Here is a 17,076-nt window from a genome sequence, read left to right on the forward strand (position 1 = left end):
CTGCCGGCGCGCATCTGCTGGGTCGGGCTGGGGCAGCGGCACCGGCTCGGCCTGGCCTTCAATGAGATGGTGGCCTCAGGCGAGCTGAAAGCGCCGGTCGTGATCGGCCGTGATCATCTCGACAGCGGTTCTGTCGCCAGCCCCAATCGCGAGACCGAGGCCATGAAGGACGGCTCCGACGCGGTCTCCGACTGGCCGTTGCTCAACGCTTTGCTCAACGCCGCCTCGGGCGCGACCTGGGTCTCGCTTCATCATGGCGGCGGCGTCGGCATGGGCTTTTCGCAGCATAGCGGCATGGTGATCGTCGCCGACGGGACGGACGACGCGGCGCGGCGGCTCAAACGGGTGCTGTGGAACGATCCCGGCACGGGCGTGATGCGCCATGCCGACGCGGGCTATGAGATCGCGATCGAGTGCGCGCGCGAGCAGGGGCTGGATTTGCCGATGGTGGGGCGGTGAGCGCGCTGCGGCCCGGTTCGGTGACGCTGGCCGAGCTGCGCGCGGTCTGGGACGGCGCGCCGGTCGCTTTGACGGACGAAGCCTGGACGGCGATCGACGCGTCGGCGGCGGCGGTGGAGGCGATCGTCGCCAGCGGGCGGACCGTCTACGGGATCAATACCGGCTTCGGCCTGCTCGCCAGCACCCGCATCCCGCCGGAGCGGCTCGCCGAGCTGCAGCGCAATTTGATTCTCTCGCACAGCGCAGGGCTCGGCGAGCCGCTGCCAGCCCGGATCGTGCGGCTGATGATGGCGCTGAAAGCGATCGGGCTGGGGCGCGGCCATAGTGGCGTTCGCCGCGCGATCGTCGAGCGGCTGCTCGCGCTGATCGAGGCGGATGCGCTGCCCGTCGTGCCGAGTCAGGGCTCGGTGGGGGCATCGGGCGATCTCGCCCCGCTCGCCCATATGAGCGCGGCCTTGATCGGCGAGGGCGAGGTCGCGCTCGGCGGGGAGACGCTGCCGGCGGCTGAGGCGCTGGCGCGGCTGGGGCTGGAGCCGCTGGTGCTCGGCCCCAAGGAGGGGCTGGCATTGATCAACGGCACGCAAGCCTCGACCGCGATCGCGCTCGACGTGCTGTTCAGCGCCGAGCGCATCTTCGCCACGGCCCTGGTCAGCGGCGCGATGGCGACGGACGCGCTCAAAGGGACCGATGTCGCTTTCGATCCCCGCATCCATGACGCGCGCGGCCAGCCGGGGCAGATCGCGGTCGCCGCCGTGCTGCGCGGTCTGCTTAGCGAGAGCCCGATCCGCCACAGCCATGACGATTGCGAGAAGGTGCAGGACCCGTACAGCTTCCGCTGCCAGCCGCAGGTGATGGGCGCGGTGCTCGATTTGATTCGTAGTGCGGCGCGGACGCTCGAGATCGAGGCCAATGCGGTCAGCGACAATCCCCTGCTGTTCGGCGAGGACGCGCTCTCAGGCGGCAATTTTCACGCCGAGCCCGTCGCCTTCGCGGCCGACATCCTCGTGCTGGCGCTGTGCGAGATCGGCTCGATCGCCGAGCGTCGGCTGGCGGTGCTGATCGATCCCAAGATGAGCGGCCTGCCGCCCTTCCTGATCGAGGATTCGGGGGTCAATTCGGGCTTCATGATCGCCCAGGTCGCCGCTGCCGCGCTCGTCTCGGAGAATAAGAGCCTCGCCTTCCCGGCCAGCGTCGACACGATCCCGACCTCCGCGGGGCAGGAAGACCATGTCTCGATGGCGACGCACGGTGCGCTGAAGGCGCGGCGGGTCGCGCACAATGCGGCCGGGGTGATCGGGATCGAATTGCTGGCGGCGGCGCAGGGGCTGGATTTCCACGCGCCTCTCGTAAGCTCGCCGCCGCTCGCCGAGACGCTGGCGGCGATCCGCGCCACCGTCCCGTTCCACGCCGCCGACCGCTATCTGGCGCGCGACATGGAATGGGCGAAGGCGGCGGTGCTGGACGGCGCGCTCGCGCACGCCGTCCAGGCGGAGCTGTTCGGCGATTAGCCGATCGTGATCCGGCCGCCGCCGATCGCCAGCGACGGCGCGCCGAAGAAGGACAAGGCCATCATCGTCGCGATATAACTCACCACGAAGAAGACGATCACATAGGCGACGCAAACGACGACCACATAGCCCAGCGCCTTGTCCTCGGGCACCCGCATCAGGCGGGGCATGCCGAGATAATAGAGATAGAGGCTGTACAGGCCGACGATGCCGAGGAAGGCGAGCCCCGGCACGATCTGGAAGATGCCGGCGAGCCAGGCCGCGGTCGGCGCGTAGGCGGCGACCTTCATGGCCTGGATCTGGTTCTTGGTGCCGTTGAAGCTGGGCGCCAGCGCGTCGATGATCAGCGCCATCACATAGACGCTGACGAGGCCCAGAACGTAGGTGATGACCGCGAGGCCGATCGAATAATTGAGCGGCGGCTTGATCGTCACGCCCATCGCGCCCCAGCCGAAAACCTGTTGGCCGATCAGCATCGCAATCGGGCCGATCGCGGCGAGGATGAGGACGTAGCTGGTATAGAGGCCCTGCACCGTGGCCGGCTCGGCGTCGATGACGCCCCATTCCGTCTTCGGCGTCAGCAGGATGTTCTTGGCACGATCGATGAGCGTCATTGCATGGCTCCCTGTTTCGGATCGACGCGAACCAAAGCACGTCGCGCCTCAAATCTCAAGCAAGTGGCGCGCCCGGCTTGCGGCGGTCGAAGCGGACCGGCATGCCGAAGCCGTGAGCAAGCCCTTCGTCCTGACTGTCATCGGCACCCGGCCCGAGGCGATCAAGATGCTGCCGGTGGTGCGGGCGCTGCGCGCCGCCGGAGTGCCGCTGCGCCTCGTCGCGACCGGTCAGCATCGCGAGCTGCTCGGTCAGGCCTTCGCAGCGTTCGACGAGCAACCCGATCGTGACCTCGGGCTGATGACCGAAGGGCAGACGCCCACTGACGTCGCCACGCGGGCGATGCCCGCGATCGCAGGGCTGATCGAGGCGGAGCGGCCCGCGCTGATGCTCGTCCATGGCGACACGACGACGGCGATGGCCGCGGCGCTTGCCGCCTTCCACGCCGGCGTGCTGATTGGCCATGTCGAGGCGGGGTTGCGCTCGCACGATCTCGCCCGGCCCTTTCCCGAGGAGTTCAACCGGGTCGCGATCGACACGGTCGCCAGCCTGCTGCTCGCACCCACCGCGGGCGCGGCGGCGAACTTGCGCCGCGAGAGCCCGCGCGATCGGACGATAGTCGTCACGGGCAATACGGGGATCGACGCGCTGCTCCATGTCGCCGGCCGGCTCGACGGCGGCGAGCTGGCGCGCGCCGGGCTGGCGCCCGATCCGGCCAAGCGGCTGATCCTGGTCACCGGCCATCGCCGCGAGAGCTTTGGCCCGGGCTTCGAGCGTATCTGCGCGGCGCTGGCGCGGCTGGCGGCGCGCGGCGATGTCGAGATCCTCTATCCGGTGCACCTCAACCCGAACGTCCGCGAACCGGTGGCCGCGCGTCTCGGCGGCCATCCGAATATCCGCCTCGTTCCGCCGGTCGGCTATGTCGAGATGGTCGCGCTGATGCAGGCGGCGGCGGTCGTGCTGACCGATTCCGGCGGGGTGCAGGAAGAAGCGCCGGCGATCGGCAAGCCGGTGCTGGTGATGCGCGAGGTCACCGAGCGGCCCGAGGCGGTGGCGCTGGGCGCGGCGCGGCTGGTTGGGACCGACCCCGACGTCATCGTGCGCGAGGTCGCGGCCTTGCTCGACGACGCGGCCGAATATGCCGCGCGCTCAAAGCCCGTATTTCCCTATGGCGACGGCCGGGCGGCACCCCGTATCGCCGCCGCGGTGGTCGAGTTCCTTGCCGGCCGGGGCGACACGCCGGTCGACTTCTGGCAGATCGGTGCCGGCGGCCGATCACAATGACGCAGGAAAGGAGAACGTTCGCCATGCGCCGTCGGTTCGCCGCCATGTTCCTCATCGCCGGGCCGCTTGCCGCGGCCCTGGCCGCCAGCCCGGCCGCGGCCGACGAGCGGCGCTTCGAGGCGGCGCTGGGCGAATTTCGCCAGCTCCATCGCGGCGGCGTGCGGCGCGCGGGGATCGCCGGAAGCAGCTTCTATTTCGTGCGGGAGGGGCGGACCGTCGCCGCCGATCATCTTGGCGCGCAGGACGCCGAGGCGGGCGTCGCGGTCGATGCAAACACGATCTACCATTGGGCCTCGATCACCAAGACGATGACCGGGATCGCGATCATGCAGCTGCGCGACCGCGGCCTCTTGTCGCTGGACGATCCGATCACGCGCTACGTCCCCGAGCTCGCCCGGGTGCACAACCCGTTCGGCTCTGCGGACGCGATCACCATCCGGATGCTGATGAGCCACAGCGCCGGCTTTCGCGGCGGCACCTGGCCGTGGCGCGATCAGGAGTGGCAGCCGTTCGAGCCGCCCGGCTGGGCGCAGCTGGAGGCGATGCTGCCTTATACACAGGTGCTGTTCCGGCCGGGCTCGCGCTTCAGCTATTCCAATCCCGGCATCGTCTATCTGGGGCAGGTGATCGAGCGGCTGACCGGCGAGGATTTCGAGGTCTATGTCGACAAGAACATCCTCCGGCCGCTCGGCATGCACGACTCCTATTTCGACCGCACGCCGCCGCATTTGCTGCGGCACCGCTCGCACTCTTATTACATCAGGAACGGCCGGCGGGTCGCGGCGCCGTTCGATGTCGATACCGGCGTCACCGTATCGAACGGCGGCCTCAACGCGCCGATGACCGACATGGCGCGCTACCTCGCCTTCCTGATCGGCGATCCGGCGCGGGCGACGGAATACGATCTGGTGCTGCGGCGCTCCTCGCTGGAGGAGATGTGGCGGCCGGTGATCGCCGCCGGGGAGGACTTCACCCAGGGGCGGATGGCGCGGACGACGCAAAGCGGGCTCAGCTTCTTCATCGACGCGGCCGGGCCGGTGCGCTTCGTCGGCCATAATGGCGACCAGAACGGCTTCCGCGCCTATCTCAGCCTCTGTCCTGACCAGCGCGCCGGCAGCCTGCTCGCCTTCAACACCGAGACGCGCGGGGTACGCAACGACGCGTCCAACCGCGACATGCCCGAATCCCGTATCGCGTTGGCGACCGACCGGCTGTGCGAGGCGCTGGCGCGCTAGGGGCGCAGGATGGTGCGGCGGGTGGCGTGGGCGTCCACGGCGCGGCGACTGAAGAGCATCGGCCGCATCTCGCCGCTTATCCAGTGCGGATAGAGGTCGCGATAATGGCCTGAGCGCGGGTCGTTGGAATTGCCGGGAAGGTTGAGGAACAGCGAATTGTCCCAGGCGCCGACGTCGATCGCCTGAAGATAGCTCGCACCGCCGCTGACATTCCAGCCGCTTCCCCTGATCCAGCGCGCCATCGGGGTGTAGGAATCGCCGCCAGAGCCCTCGCCCTCGATCGGCGGGAAGGCGGCGGCGATGGCAGGGATGCGGGACAGCGGGTGACGGATCGTGACCCGGTGCAGCGTTCCCCAGCGCCAGGCGGCGGGGTCCGACCCGAGTTGCTCGCGCGCCTGCGCCCAGGCGGCGGCGAGCGCGGCGTCGAACAAAGCGTCGCGCGCCGCAACAGGGTCGGCGCCGAGTCGCGCATCGGGAAAAGCGAGCAGCCCGAGCAGCACCGACGGCGCGATCTCGTCGACCAGTTCGCGCGCCCGCTCGGGCACGATCGCCGCGAGCATCCGCCGGCCAAGCTCCCGCCAGAGGATCTGGTACAGCGCTGCCGGGGCGCTGTCGGCGTCGAGCCGCCCATCCCAGCCGCGCAGCATCGCGAGCGCCGGCGCCGCCTCGGCCGTGCCCTGGGCGGGCAGCAGCGCAACCAGCTGTCGCGCAGGCGTGGAGAGCGTGTCGTGCATGAGCGCGACGCTGTCGGCGAGCCGGTGCCGGGGCTGCGCCGACAGCACGCCGGCGATCCGCTGGTAACGATAGGGATCGCGGAACGAGAAAGCCGGGATGCGATTCCGTGGCCAGCCTTCCGGCAAATTGTTCTGGTTGGCCGAGGCGAACCAGCCCTTGGCCGGATTGTATTCGTTCGGCAGCGCGGAAAAGTCGCGTATCCCGGTCCAATCGTAGCGGCCGTCGCCCGGCACCGGCATCAGCCCGTCGCCCCGGCGACGGACGGGCGCGAAGCCGATCACCTGCCAGCCATGGTTTCCGTCGATGTCCGCATAATGGAAGTTGGTCGGCGAGGGGTGGAAGCGGAACGCGGTCGCGCGCAGGCTTTCCCAGTCCCGCGCCAGATTGATCGCGATCATCGCGAAGGCGCCGCTCGCCCCCGGTCGCAGCTCGATCGCGGCCAGCGCGGTGGCGCGGCGCCGGGCGGGATCGTGCGAGAGCACCGGCCCCTGCACGGCGTAGCGCAAGGTCGCGGCATGCGGCGCGGCGTTCTTGACCGGGATCGCCACCTCGAAGCGGTCGAACCGCCGCCATCCGTCGCCATGGCGGTAGCGCTCCGGATCGTCGGGGTGCAGCTCGAGGACGAACAGATCCTCCTGGTCGATATGGAAATTGGTGCGGCCAAAGGCGAACCGGTCCGTGTGGCCCTGCATGATCCCCGGCAGGCCGGGCGAGCCGCCGCCGATCACGTCCAGCCCGGGCGCGCTCAGATGCGCGACGTGGCGCGGGCCGAGGCCGCCGATGCCGAGATGCGGGTCGTTGGCGAGGATCGGCCGCCCCGTCGCGCTGCGCCCGGGGCCTATCGTCCAGGCGTTGCTGCCGGCGTCGGCGCTGGTCGGAGGCGCGGGAGGGTCCGGATCGGGGACGAGCGAGCCGAATGGCAATCCGCCGAGACGCAGCACGCCCAGATCCGCCTCCGACACGGCCGCGGCGTCCAGGCCCTCTGGCACGCGCAAGTCCCAGGCCGGCCGCAAGGGTGCAATCACCGCATCCAGCTCGAGCAGCCCCATCGCGGCGAGGCGGGCGCGGCGAACCTCGTCCGCGACACCGCCGAACCCGCCGCCGCGGGCCAGCACCAGGTTGCGCAGATCCCACTGCAGCGGCGTGACGCCGAGAATGCCATATTCGCGCGGCAGCAGGGCGGGATCGGCCAGCACTTCGTCGATGCGGGCGTTGATCCCGGCCACATAAGCGCGGGCGCAGGCGAGGATGTTCTCCGGCACGCGGGCCAGCTCGGCGTCGAGGTCGCCGCGGAACAGGAACAGCCGCGCCGCCGCGTCGTGGGGGGCGAATTCGGGTCCGAACGCTTCGGCCATCCGCCCCATTTCGCGCCGGTGCGCCAGATCGATCTGAAACAGCCGGTCGCGCGCGACGACATAGCCCTGGCCGAAGAAGGCGTCGGGGATCGATCGGGCCCTTATGTGGGGCACGCCATAGGGATCGTCGACGATCTCGACCGGCGCCGACAGACCCGCTGCGGCCACCTGCCGCGCGCGCGACACCGGCACACCCTGAGCGCGGGCAGCGACAGGCAGGAGCGCCAGCGTCGCGGCCGAGCCGAGCAGGAACGAACGTCGGTTGAGCATCTGCAAACTTTCCCGTGCGCGGAAACTCAGGCTAGCGACGGCTTGGCGTCGCGCCGCATCACAAGCGCTGGGGCGACCATAGGGAAAAGCTATGGCGGCGCGAAAAATAGGCCTTAATGGCCGCGAAGAGGCGCCAGCATGAATCTCCGCCACATCGAAATCTTCCATGCCGTCTATGTGAACGGCTCGGTCAGCGCCGCCGCGCGCGCGCTCAACGTGTCGCAGCCTTCCGTGTCGAAGATGCTGCGGCACGCCGAAAGCCTGCTTGGCTTTCCGCTCTTCCATCGCGCCAATGGCGGGCTGGTGCCGACCGAGGACGCGCACAGCCTGTTCGGCGAGGTTCGGGAAATTCAGGACCGCGTCCAGGCACTGCGCGAGGCCGGCCGCAACATTCGTCGCGGCACCGGCATGCTACGTATCCTGGCGCTGCCGTCGCTGGCGCTCGAAGCCATCCCGACCGCGGTGTCGCAATTCCTGCGCGCCCATGCCGACGTGAAATTCGATCTGCAGACGGTCCATCACGACGACCTGCTGCGCAAGCTCCACGAGCGCGAGACGGACATCGCGATCGCCTATCAATTGCCGCCGTCGGCGCCGCTCAACCAGCGCTGGCTCGGCGAGGGAGAGCTGGTCGCACTCTATCGCGAGCAAGACCTGCCCGATGCGCCGCCAAGCCTGGAGCTCGGCCGCCTGCGCGGCCACAGGTTCATCAGCCTTGCCGCCAGCGGCCCGCTCGGCCAGCTCTTCACCCAGGAGCTGGAGCGGGCCGGCGTCGAGCTGGACGATGTCGTGTCGGTGCGAACCTTCTACATGGCGGCAGCGCTCGTCAGACAGGGGGTGGGGATTACCGTGGTCGACAGCTTCACCGCTCAAGCCTGTCTGGTGCCCGGTCTGTCGATGCGGCCGCTTCGGCCACACATCACATTCGATGTCCACGCCATGCACCTGATCAACCGGCCGCCGGGCGCGCTGGCGGACGACTTCCTGAAGACCTTGAAGCGGGTTCTCGACGCTCCATAGCGGCCGGCTATGGCGGGCCGCCCTCTCGCTATGCCACGGCATTGCCGAGCGCGGTTAGGCTCGACCGCAAATGATTCCGTCGCCTTACCTCCTCTATCTCGGCCACAGCCGCGACCCGCTTGGCGTGAAGACGTCGCGCGGCGTCGCCGAGTTCCGGCGCGAGGATTGCCTCGGCGAGTTTCGGCACGACGATTGCCCGCTGACGCTCGGCCTGCCGCGGCTCGGCATGGAGGAAGCCGCCGCAGGCGGCGCGCGCACGTTGATCCTCGGCATTGCGGGCGCGGGCGGCCAGGTCGGGACCGATCTTATCGACGATGCGGCAACGGCGCTGAAGGCGGGGCTGAATGTCGCCTCCGGTCTTCATGAGCGGCTTCGCGACCAGCCGCGCCTCGCCGAGCTGGCGAATGCGCGCGGATTGAGCCTGTTCGATGTCCGCGACCCCCCCGCCGGCCTGACGGTCGGCAAAGGCTATCCCCGGCCGGGCCGCCGCCTGCTCACGGTCGGCACCGATTGCTCGGTCGGCAAGATGTACGCGACGCTCGCGCTGACCCGCGGCCTTCGCGAACGGGGCGTCGCCGCCGATTTCAGGGCCACCGGCCAGACCGGCATCCTGATCGCCGGCGAGGGCATAGCCGTCGACGCGGTCGTCGCCGATTTCATCTCGGGCGCGATCGAGCGGCTTGCTCCGGCGCGCGACGACGACGGGTGGGACCTGATCGAGGGGCAAGGCTCGCTCTTCCACCCGAGCTTCGCCGGCGTGTCGCTCGGCCTTCTGCACGGGGCACAGCCTGAAGCCCTGGTGCTGTGCCATGAACCGGGCCGCGCGCACATGCGAGGCATTCCCGGTCGCCCGCTTCCCGATCTTGTCGACTGCCTGGAGCGCAATCTGGAGGCGGCGCGGCTGAACAGTCCCGAGGTCCGCGCGGTGGGCATCTGCCTCAACACGTCCGCCATGGACCCGGAGACAGCGCCGCGCTTTTGCGCCGTTGTCGAAGCGCAAATGGAGCTGCCCTGCACCGATCCCGTCCGCTTCGGCGCCGATTCCGTCATCGACCATCTCTTATGCTTCGAACCCTCCGCCAGCAGCACGATCGCTTCCCGCTGAACGCGCCGTTCCGGATCGCCCGGGGCGTGAAGATGGCGGCGGATGTCGTGACGGTGACCATCGCCGAGGGGGAGGTCATCGGGCGCGGCGAGGCGGTTCCGTACCCACGCTATGGCGAAAGCGTGGCGAGTGCGCTCGCGGCGATCGAAGAGGTGCGTGCGCTCGTCGAGCAGGGCGCAAGCCGCGAGGCGCTGCTCCACGCGCTCCCCGCCGGCGCGGCGCGCAATGCTCTGGATTGCGCCTTGTGGGATCTGGAGGCCCGGCTGTCCGGCCGTGACGTCGCGGAGATGATCGGAAGGAGCCCGCTCATGCCGGTCGCGACCGCCCTGACCATCGCCATCGACACGCCCGCCGCAATGGCCGACGCGGCAGGGGCGGCAGGCGATGTGCCGCTGCTCAAGGTCAAGGTCGATGCGCTGGATCCGCGGGCCCAGATCCTGGCCGTGCGGACGGCGGCGCCCGGCCCGGCGCTGATCGTCGATCCGAACGAAAGCTGGAACCGCGATCTGGTCGAGGAAATACAGGAGACGCTCGTCGAAGCGCGGGTCGCCTTGCTCGAACAACCGGTGCCGGCTGGCGACGACGCCTGGCTGGAGGGCTTTGCGCCGGCGGTGCCGATTTGCGCCGACGAATCGATTCACGTCTTGGAGGACCTGCGCGCGGTCGCGCGCCGCTACCAAGTGGTGAATGTGAAGCTGGACAAGGCAGGCGGGCTGACCGCGGCGCTTGACGTTGCGCGAGAGGCGCGGGCGCTGGGCCTGGGCCTGATGACCGGCTGCATGGTGAGCTCATCGCTGTCGATCGCGCCGGCGCTTCATCTCGCCGCGATGTCCGATTTCGTCGATCTCGACGGCCCGTTATGGCTCCAGACGGACAGGCCGGGCGGGATCAGCGAGGCAGGTGGATTCATCCATCCGCCCGCTGCCGGCTTCTGGGGAACGCGATGACGATCAAATGGATTGTGCTGCTGCTTGCATCCGCGGCCTCCGCCGCGACCGCGACCGAACGCGTCGAGCTCATCATCCGCGGCGGCACCATCTACACGGGATCGGACGCGCCGTTCGTCGGCGACGTGGCGATATCCGGCGATCGCATCCGCGCGGTGGGACGGCGGCTTGACTACCGGGCGGCGCGGGTCGTGGATGCGCGCGGGATGATCGTCGCGCCGGGATTCATCGATCCCCATGCCCATCTCGGCGAGCAGCTCGCCTCGGACGATGCGCGGACGCGGCTGATCTCCGCTTTCCTGATGCAGGGTGTGACGACCGCGCTGATCGGCAATGACGGCGGCGGCGATCCGGATGTGGCCGCGGTGCTGGGCCGCGCCCGGACGAGACCGGTGGGGATCAATTATGCCGCTTATGTCGGCTTCGGCCCGGTGCGCCGGGCGGTGATCGGCGAGGCCGACCGGGCGCCCACGGCGGAAGAGCTGGCGAGGATGCGCGCCATGGTCTCGGCGGCGATGTGTCAGGGCGCGCTCGGCCTCTCGACCGGTCTGTTTTACGCGCCACAGAGCTTCTCGCGCACCGACGAGGTCGTTGCGCTGGCCCGCGAGGCGGCGTCTCGCGGCGGCGTCTACGACACCCATTTGCGTGACGAATCCTCTTATTCGATCGGGCTCGCGGCGGCGGTGGACGAGGCGATCACCATCGGCCGCGAGGCCGGGCTGCCAGTCAACATCTCCCACATCAAGGCGCTCGGCGTCGATGTTCAAGGCCAGGCGCCGGCGATCATCGCCCGCATCGAGGCGGCCCGCCGGGCCGGGCAGCGCGTCACCGCCGATCAATATCCCTGGTCCGCCTCGGGCACGAGCCTGGTCGCCGCGCTTGTGCCGCGCTGGGCGCAGGACGGCGGGCGGGCGGCGCTGCTGCGGCGCTTCGAAGATGCGTCGGTCGCAAGCCGCTTGCGGACCGAGATGGCCGACAATCTGCGACGGCGCGGTGGACCTGAGTCGCTGCTGATCACCGCCGGCCGGCATCGCGGCCGCCGGCTTTCCGAGGTTGCCGGTGCCGCTGATCCGACCGAAACCGCGATCGCCGCGATCCGCGAAGCGGACGCAAGCGTCGTCTCGTTCAATCAGACCGAAGCCGACATCGAGGCCTTCATGCGCGAGCCCTGGGTGATGTCCGGCTCCGACGCCTCGGCCGGGCACCCCCGCGCCTACGGCAGCTTCGCCCGGCTCTATTCGGAATATGTGCAGCGCCGCCGCACGATCACCCTGCGCGCCTTCATCGAGCGGAGCACGGCGCGGCCGGCGGACGCGTTCGGCCTGGTCGATCGGGGCCGGCTGCGTGCCGGGGCGTTCGCCGACATCATTGTCTTCGATCCCCGTTCCTATGCCGCGCGGGCGACCTATGAGCGGCCGACCGAACTTGCCGCCGGCGTCCGGGCGGTGTTCGTCAACGGCATCGCCGCGGTCGAAAATGGCGCGCTGACCGGGGCTGCGTCGGGCCGTGGGCTCGCACATGTGCCGCGCGCCGGAAGCTGCCGATGATCGACGAGGCCGCCTGGCATCGCGAAGGTTACGCCATCGTTCGCGGCTTCTTCAGCGCCGACGAGGTCGCCGCGATCGGCGCCGAGATCGATGGGGTCCATACGGAAGGCATGGCGCACGGCCGCAGCTTCCGGCACGGCAACCTCTTCTACAAGATCGCGCAGGACGAAGCCGGGCCGCGGGTTCAGATGGTGCAATGGCCGTCCTACCACCGGCCGGCGCTGGACGCAGTGCGGCTCGATCCCCGCTTCGCGGCACTGCTTGAGCCGCTGATCGGGCGCGACATCAAGCAGATCATCAACCAGATCCACTGGAAGGCGCCGGGGGCCGCGGGCGATTTCGCCTGGCACCAGGATTCGCGCTTCCGCCTGCCGGCCGAATGCTATCGCAACCTCGCCACGTCCTATGTGCAGACCGGCCTCGCGATCGATCCGCACAAGCCGGATTCCGGCGGCATGTCGCTGGTGCCGCGCAGCCATCTCCACGGCGACCTCGATCTCGACACTTCAGCCGACGTACTGGGCCGTTCGATGCAGGATTCGGCGTTGAATAGGGTCGGACTCTCGTCGGCCGACGCGATCAAGCTCGATCTCGATCCTGGCGACCTAGCCCTTTGGAATCCTTACCTTGTTCACGGCTCGGGGACCAATCGCTCCGACCACCAGCGCCGCTTCTATATCAACGGCTATGTTCGTCGGAATGATTGCGACCGCGGCGAATGGGCCTTCCGCGACGGGCGTCCGGTGCCGTTGGGCCGGAAGCCTGCGATCGTGCATTATGAAGCGCTGCGGGAACGCGGCGACCCCCATTATGTGTGACCGGCGGCCCGGCATAGCCGGCGAACCGCACCACACGAACGAGCAGGTTATTCCGCCGCCGATCCGACGTAGGATCGCGCGATGATGCGCATTCTGATCCTGGCTCGAGCCACCTTGCTGGCCTTCGCGATCGCCACGGCCGCTCCGGCACTGGCCTGGCAGCAGAGCCTTCAGCAGCGCGTGAGCGCGCAATTGGCCGGCGCCGGGCCGGGCACGCGCTTCGGACTGGTCGTGCTGGATCCGGATGGGCGCGAGCTGATCGCGATCAACCCGAACGACCGCTTCATCCCGGCCTCCAACACCAAGCTGTTCACCACCGCGGCGGCGTTCGCGACCCTGACCGGGCTGGACCAGCCGGACACGGCCGGAGGCGCCGCCGTGCGTCTGGAAGAAAGCCGGCGCGGGACACGCGACGTGATCCTCGTGGGATATGGCGACGCACGTCTGTCGAGCGCGCCCGACTGCGTCACGAACTGCCTCGCCGCCTTGGCGGATGCGGTCGCGGCGCGAACCCGGCGCGTGCGCGACGTGATCGGCGACGACACTCTCTTTCCGGACCAGCGCTGGAGCCCCGGGATGAGCTGGAACAATATCGCGTCCGCCTACGGCACCGCGATCTCGGCCCTGACCCTCGACGACAATGAGCTCAGATTCAGGGTCACGCCCGGCGCGGTTGGCCAGCCGCCGGCGCTCGATCACCTCCCTTACTACCGGATCGTCAACAGCGCGGTCACGGTTGCGGACGGGGCGACACAGCTCCGCTTCACCCGCCTGCCCGGCAGCCTGGAGCTCCGCCTCACCGGGCGCATCGCCGCGACCGCCCAGCCGGAAAACCTGCGTCTCGGCATCGACGATCCGGCGCACTATGCCGCGAGTCGGCTGCGCGCGATGCTGGAGGCGCGGGGCGTCCGGGTGACTGGCGGGGTCGGCGTCCGCCACCGGGCGGCCGAGGGCGGCGAGGGCGAGCAGTCGACCAATAACGCGCCGCCGGTGGTTTCGCCCGCGCCAGTGTTGGCGAGGCTGGTCCCCCCGCCGCTCGCCCAGGATCTCGCCCGAATCAACAAGGAAAGCCAGAATCTCCATGCCGAGTTGATGATCCGCCGTCTCGGCCTGGTCCGGGGGTCCGGGTCGATCTCGGACGGTGTCGCCGCGATCGACGCGATGATGGGCCAGGCCGGCGCGCCGCGGACGAGCTGGGACCTTTCGGACGGATCGGGCATGTCGACCTACAACAGAATGGCCCCGCGTGCCGTCGCCGCCTTACTGCGCTGGGCCGCGACCCAGCCGTGGGGCGCCGCCTGGCGGGAGACCTTCCCTGTCGCCGGGGTGGACGGCACGCTCGCCCGCCGGTTCCGCGGGACCGCGCTCGAACGGCGTCTGTTCGCCAAGACCGGGACGCTGAACGCGACCAATGCGCTTTCCGGATACATGATTGCCAGAAGCGGACGCACACTCACCTTTTCCTTCTTTGCCAACGATGTTCCCGGCGGCGGCAGCGCGACGGCAGTGATGGACGCGGCGCTGGTGGCGATTGCGGAGGCGAACTAGCCGAGGACGGCGATCACCGCGTCTCCGGTGGCGCGGCGCAATTCCAGGATGCCGGTCTCGCGATGGCGAGTCGGATGGATCCGGTTGGTGAGCAGCGTCCAGGCCAGGCCGCGCTGGAAGTCCACCCAAAGACCGGTGCCGGTGAAGCCGGTATGGCCGATCGTCTCGCCGGAGCAGGCGTCGCCGCCGTGCCAGCCGGTGAACCGTTTCTCCCAACCGCAGGTCCGGTTGGCGTGGAGGTGGCTCCGGATCGCTTCCAGCTGGAAACGCGAGGCACTGCCATCGAGCAGGCCCCGCGCATAGCCGAGCACGCCCGCAACGGTGCCGAACAGCCCGGCATGGCCCGGCGCCCCGCCGAGCGCCCAGGCATTTTCGTCATGCACCTCGCCCTTCATCACCCGGCCGCGCCAGGGGCAGGCCTCGGTTGCGACCGCCGGCCCCGGCGGCGGGCCGAAGGCAAGGCCTTCGGGAAGCGGCCAGGCCGAAAGCGGCGCGCCGGTGATCCGCTCGATCGCGATGCCGAGCAGGATGAAATTGATGTCGGAATAGCAGGGCTCGCCGTGGCACCATTCCCGCTGCAGGACGAAGGCGCGCAGCCGCTCCGGATCGTCGCCATAAGTGTAGATCGGCTCGACCGCGGGCAGGAAGGTGCGATGGGCGAGACAGTCGCGGAAGGTCAATCGCCGCTCAGCGGCATTGGCGACGTCATATTGGCGCAGATCCGGGATGGCGTCGGTCAGCGGCCGGTCGAGGTCGATCCGGCCCGCCTCGGCCAGCGACAGGATCATCGTCGTGGTGGCGATCACCTTGGACACCGAGGCGAGATCGAACCAGTGGGCCTCGGTCAGCGGCGCCGGCTCCGGCACCAGCGCGGCCATGCCGGCGACGCGGACTGCCCTGCGCCCGTCCGCCGTGGCGACGCCGAGCGTGGCACCGGGAATGCGCCCGTCCTCGACCGCGGCAAGCGCCGGCGCGAAGGCGCGGTCGATGGCCTCGCTCACGCCTCCGCCTCGTCGTCGCGCGGCCGGGGCCGGGCGCGGCTGATCAGCGGCAGGAAGAGGATCGCGGCCAGGCTGGCGACGCCGGAAATGACGAAGAAGATATCGAAGCCGTTATAGCCCGCGGCGTTGAAGCTCTCGACCATCGCGCCGCCGGAACCCGACAGCAGCCGCGGCAGCAGGAAGGCGAAGCCGGACAGGAACGCATATTGCGCGCCTGGGTGGCGCGGATCGACGAGCAGCGAGAGGTAGACGACGAAGATCGTGCCGGCCATGCCGTTGCCGAACTGGTCGAGCGCGGTGGCAAGGTAAAGCGTCGCTTCGACCGGCGGCTGGTGAGCGAGCCAGACGAAACCGAAATTGCCGATCGCCGCGAAGATCGCGCCGACCGTGAGCGCCCATGACTGGCGCCAGCGCGCCGCCATCCAGCCACCGAGCGCGACGCCGGTCATGCTGGCGACCAGCGCGACATAGGAATCGGCGCGGCCGATCTCGCTCAGCGAATAACCGAGGCCGCGGATCATCGGCTTGGAAAGGTTCAGGGCCAGTACGTCGCCCATCCGGTAGATCGAGACGAACGCCATCAGCGCCAGCGCCATGAAGCCGTAACGCCAGAAGAACTCCACATAAGGGCCGATGGCGATCGAGCGCCGCGCCGGCGCCGAAGGAGGCAGGTTCCGGATCTTCGGCAGCGCGGCCGCCATGATCAGGAAGGGGACCATGCAGAGCGCAAGGACGTAGGGCGTGACATTGGTCTGGCCGCTGATCCCCATGCCCGAAGCTGCGCCGAGCAGCACCCAGCCGATCGCCGCGGTCACGGCCGTCACCGCCAGCAGGATGACGACGCTCGCGACAAGGCCGGCGGCCAGCGACCCGGCCCGGTTGCCATGACCTTCGGGATCCGGTCGCATCGCCACAAGCATGGGAAAGGGAACGAACGCAGCGGCGGCGATCGCCAGATAGGCGCCGGTCCAGCCCCAATCGGGTTGATCGGCAACCAGCAGCGCGCCGCTCCCCGCCGCGACCATGGCGGTGCGGTAGCCCCAGAGGTTGGCGGCAGCGACCGGGCCCTGCTCCGCCTGGGTCGGGGCGAGCTCGATGCGCCAGGCGTCGGCCGCGACTTCGAGCGTCGTCGTCCAGAAGGCGAGCAGCACCGCGAACAAAGCGGTGATGGGCAGCGAGTCGCCAGGCGACACGAACGCCATCGACGCCATCGAGGTGAAGATGCCGAGCTGGGCGAGCATGATCCAGCCGCGCCGCTTTCCCCAGAAACGGCCGAACCCCGGCACCAGGTAGCGATCGAGCAGCGGCGCCCACAGGAACTTGAAAGTCGGCAGCAATTGCACCCAGGCGAAGAAGCCGATGACGACGATCCCGATCTCGTGCGCCTGCAGCCGCAGCGTCAGAACGGTCGAGAACATGTAGAAGGGGAGGCCGGCCGAGAAGCCGAGCAGCAAATAGAGCGCTTGGCGGCGAAGCCCCGTCGGCACGACCTTGTCGGGCGGCGCAACGCTGCTCTCTGCCAGTGACGCCATCGCCCTCACCCTTCGCCCCTCCTGCCGTCGGTCGCGGCCGTTGCCCCACTGCTATCACGCCCCAAGGGCTTTCGGCAGCGAAATGGCGGCAGGTTATGGA

At 69.3% G+C, this 17,076-nt stretch carries 13 protein-coding genes and 1 pseudogene; 10 read left to right on the forward strand and 4 right to left on the reverse strand.

Annotated features, from left to right (window positions below; translation table 11 throughout):
• Both ACT4N3_RS06470 and hutH read left to right on the forward strand, forming a co-directional pair.
• A pseudogene (locus ACT4N3_RS06470) lies at window positions 1-459 on the forward strand (urocanate hydratase); the annotation flags it as partial.
• Window positions 456-1,967 carry a histidine ammonia-lyase gene (hutH, locus tag ACT4N3_RS06475; protein ID WP_444854391.1) on the forward strand — a complete coding sequence of 504 codons (1,512 nt, stop codon included), beginning with the start codon at window positions 456-458 and terminating at the stop codon, window positions 1,965-1,967. The pseudogene ACT4N3_RS06470 and the gene hutH, both read left to right, overlap by 4 nt.
• Here the strand turns inward: hutH and ACT4N3_RS06480 are convergent.
• On the reverse strand, window positions 1,964-2,581 hold the full coding sequence (locus ACT4N3_RS06480) for a Yip1 family protein (protein WP_444854392.1): 618 nt from the start codon (window positions 2,579-2,581) through the stop codon (window positions 1,964-1,966). The two genes, hutH and ACT4N3_RS06480, sit on opposite strands and share 4 nt — an antisense overlap.
• Window positions 2,582-2,693: 112 nt before the next feature.
• On the opposite strand from ACT4N3_RS06480, the gene wecB reads away from it, so the two are divergent.
• Both wecB and ACT4N3_RS06490 read left to right on the forward strand, forming a co-directional pair.
• The gene (gene wecB, locus ACT4N3_RS06485; RefSeq protein ID WP_444854393.1) at window positions 2,694-3,863 is read left to right on the forward strand and encodes a non-hydrolyzing UDP-N-acetylglucosamine 2-epimerase; all 1,170 of its coding nucleotides are present in this window, start codon (window positions 2,694-2,696) and stop codon (window positions 3,861-3,863) included.
• Between the two features lie 23 nt (window positions 3,864-3,886).
• Window positions 3,887-5,098 carry a serine hydrolase domain-containing protein gene (locus ACT4N3_RS06490; protein WP_444854394.1) on the forward strand — a complete coding sequence of 404 codons (1,212 nt, stop codon included), beginning with the start codon at window positions 3,887-3,889 and terminating at the stop codon, window positions 5,096-5,098.
• Here ACT4N3_RS06490 and ACT4N3_RS06495 read toward each other — a convergent pair.
• Entirely contained in the window at window positions 5,095-7,458 is a 2,364-nt protein-coding gene (locus ACT4N3_RS06495; RefSeq protein ID WP_444854395.1) for a penicillin acylase family protein, read from the reverse strand. The two genes, ACT4N3_RS06490 and ACT4N3_RS06495, sit on opposite strands and share 4 nt — an antisense overlap.
• A 138-nt stretch (window positions 7,459-7,596) precedes the next feature.
• Between ACT4N3_RS06495 and ACT4N3_RS06500 the strand changes: the two genes are divergently transcribed.
• The 6 genes from ACT4N3_RS06500 (at window position 7,597) to dacB (ending at window position 14,443) form a co-directional block, all read left to right on the forward strand.
• Window positions 7,597-8,478 carry a LysR family transcriptional regulator gene (locus ACT4N3_RS06500; protein WP_444854396.1) on the forward strand — a complete coding sequence of 294 codons (882 nt, stop codon included), beginning with the start codon at window positions 7,597-7,599 and terminating at the stop codon, window positions 8,476-8,478.
• A 70-nt stretch (window positions 8,479-8,548) separates the two neighbouring features.
• Window positions 8,549-9,583 (forward strand): N-acetyltransferase DgcN, encoded by a 1,035-nt coding sequence (gene dgcN, locus ACT4N3_RS06505; protein WP_444854397.1) that lies wholly within the window; start codon window positions 8,549-8,551, stop codon window positions 9,581-9,583.
• Window positions 9,541-10,530 carry an N-acetyl-D-Glu racemase DgcA gene (dgcA, locus tag ACT4N3_RS06510; RefSeq protein ID WP_444854398.1) on the forward strand — a complete coding sequence of 330 codons (990 nt, stop codon included), beginning with the start codon at window positions 9,541-9,543 and terminating at the stop codon, window positions 10,528-10,530. The genes dgcN and dgcA overlap by 43 nt, the downstream gene beginning before the upstream one ends.
• Complete coding sequence (locus ACT4N3_RS06515; protein WP_444854399.1) at window positions 10,527-12,077, forward strand: N-acyl-D-amino-acid deacylase family protein; 1,551 nt, start codon at window positions 10,527-10,529, stop codon at window positions 12,075-12,077. Before dgcA ends, ACT4N3_RS06515 begins: the two co-directional genes overlap by 4 nt.
• Window positions 12,074-12,895 (forward strand): phytanoyl-CoA dioxygenase family protein, encoded by an 822-nt coding sequence (locus tag ACT4N3_RS06520; RefSeq protein ID WP_444854400.1) that lies wholly within the window; start codon window positions 12,074-12,076, stop codon window positions 12,893-12,895. The genes ACT4N3_RS06515 and ACT4N3_RS06520 overlap by 4 nt, the downstream gene beginning before the upstream one ends.
• A gap of 81 nt (window positions 12,896-12,976) precedes the next feature.
• On the forward strand, window positions 12,977-14,443 hold the full coding sequence (gene dacB, locus ACT4N3_RS06525; RefSeq protein WP_444854401.1) for a D-alanyl-D-alanine carboxypeptidase/D-alanyl-D-alanine endopeptidase: 1,467 nt from the start codon (window positions 12,977-12,979) through the stop codon (window positions 14,441-14,443).
• On the opposite strand, the gene ACT4N3_RS06530 is transcribed toward dacB, so the two are convergent.
• Entirely contained in the window at window positions 14,440-15,444 is a 1,005-nt protein-coding gene (locus tag ACT4N3_RS06530) for a serine hydrolase domain-containing protein (protein WP_444854402.1), read from the reverse strand. The genes dacB and ACT4N3_RS06530 overlap by 4 nt on opposite strands.
• Complete coding sequence (locus ACT4N3_RS06535; protein ID WP_444854403.1) at window positions 15,441-16,976, reverse strand: permease; 1,536 nt, start codon at window positions 16,974-16,976, stop codon at window positions 15,441-15,443. The genes ACT4N3_RS06530 and ACT4N3_RS06535 overlap by 4 nt, the downstream gene beginning before the upstream one ends.
• Window positions 16,977-17,076: the final 100 nt, after the last annotated feature.

Origin of the sequence: Sphingosinicella sp. (assembly GCF_052388015.1) — a bacterium.
In the GTDB taxonomy this organism is placed as follows: Bacteria; Pseudomonadota; Alphaproteobacteria; order Sphingomonadales; family Sphingomonadaceae; genus Allosphingosinicella.

Excerpts from the sequence above, each read along its gene's own strand:
- ACT4N3_RS06480 (WP_444854392.1), bottom strand. The coding sequence starts at position 2,581 with ATGACGCTCATCGATCGTGCCAAGAACATCCTGCTGACGCCGAAGACG.
- ACT4N3_RS06490 (WP_444854394.1), top strand. The coding sequence starts at position 3,887 with ATGCGCCGTCGGTTCGCCGCCATGTTCCTCATCGCCGGGCCGCTTGCC.
- ACT4N3_RS06495 (WP_444854395.1), bottom strand. The coding sequence starts at position 7,458 with ATGCTCAACCGACGTTCGTTCCTGCTCGGCTCGGCCGCGACGCTGGCG.
- ACT4N3_RS06500 (WP_444854396.1), top strand. The coding sequence starts at position 7,597 with ATGAATCTCCGCCACATCGAAATCTTCCATGCCGTCTATGTGAACGGC.
- dgcN (WP_444854397.1), top strand. The coding sequence starts at position 8,549 with ATGATTCCGTCGCCTTACCTCCTCTATCTCGGCCACAGCCGCGACCCG.
- dgcA (WP_444854398.1), top strand. The coding sequence starts at position 9,541 with ATGCTTCGAACCCTCCGCCAGCAGCACGATCGCTTCCCGCTGAACGCG.
- ACT4N3_RS06515 (WP_444854399.1), top strand. The coding sequence starts at position 10,527 with ATGACGATCAAATGGATTGTGCTGCTGCTTGCATCCGCGGCCTCCGCC.
- ACT4N3_RS06520 (WP_444854400.1), top strand. The coding sequence starts at position 12,074 with ATGATCGACGAGGCCGCCTGGCATCGCGAAGGTTACGCCATCGTTCGC.
- dacB (WP_444854401.1), top strand. The coding sequence starts at position 12,977 with ATGATGCGCATTCTGATCCTGGCTCGAGCCACCTTGCTGGCCTTCGCG.
- ACT4N3_RS06535 (WP_444854403.1), bottom strand. The coding sequence starts at position 16,976 with ATGGCGTCACTGGCAGAGAGCAGCGTTGCGCCGCCCGACAAGGTCGTG.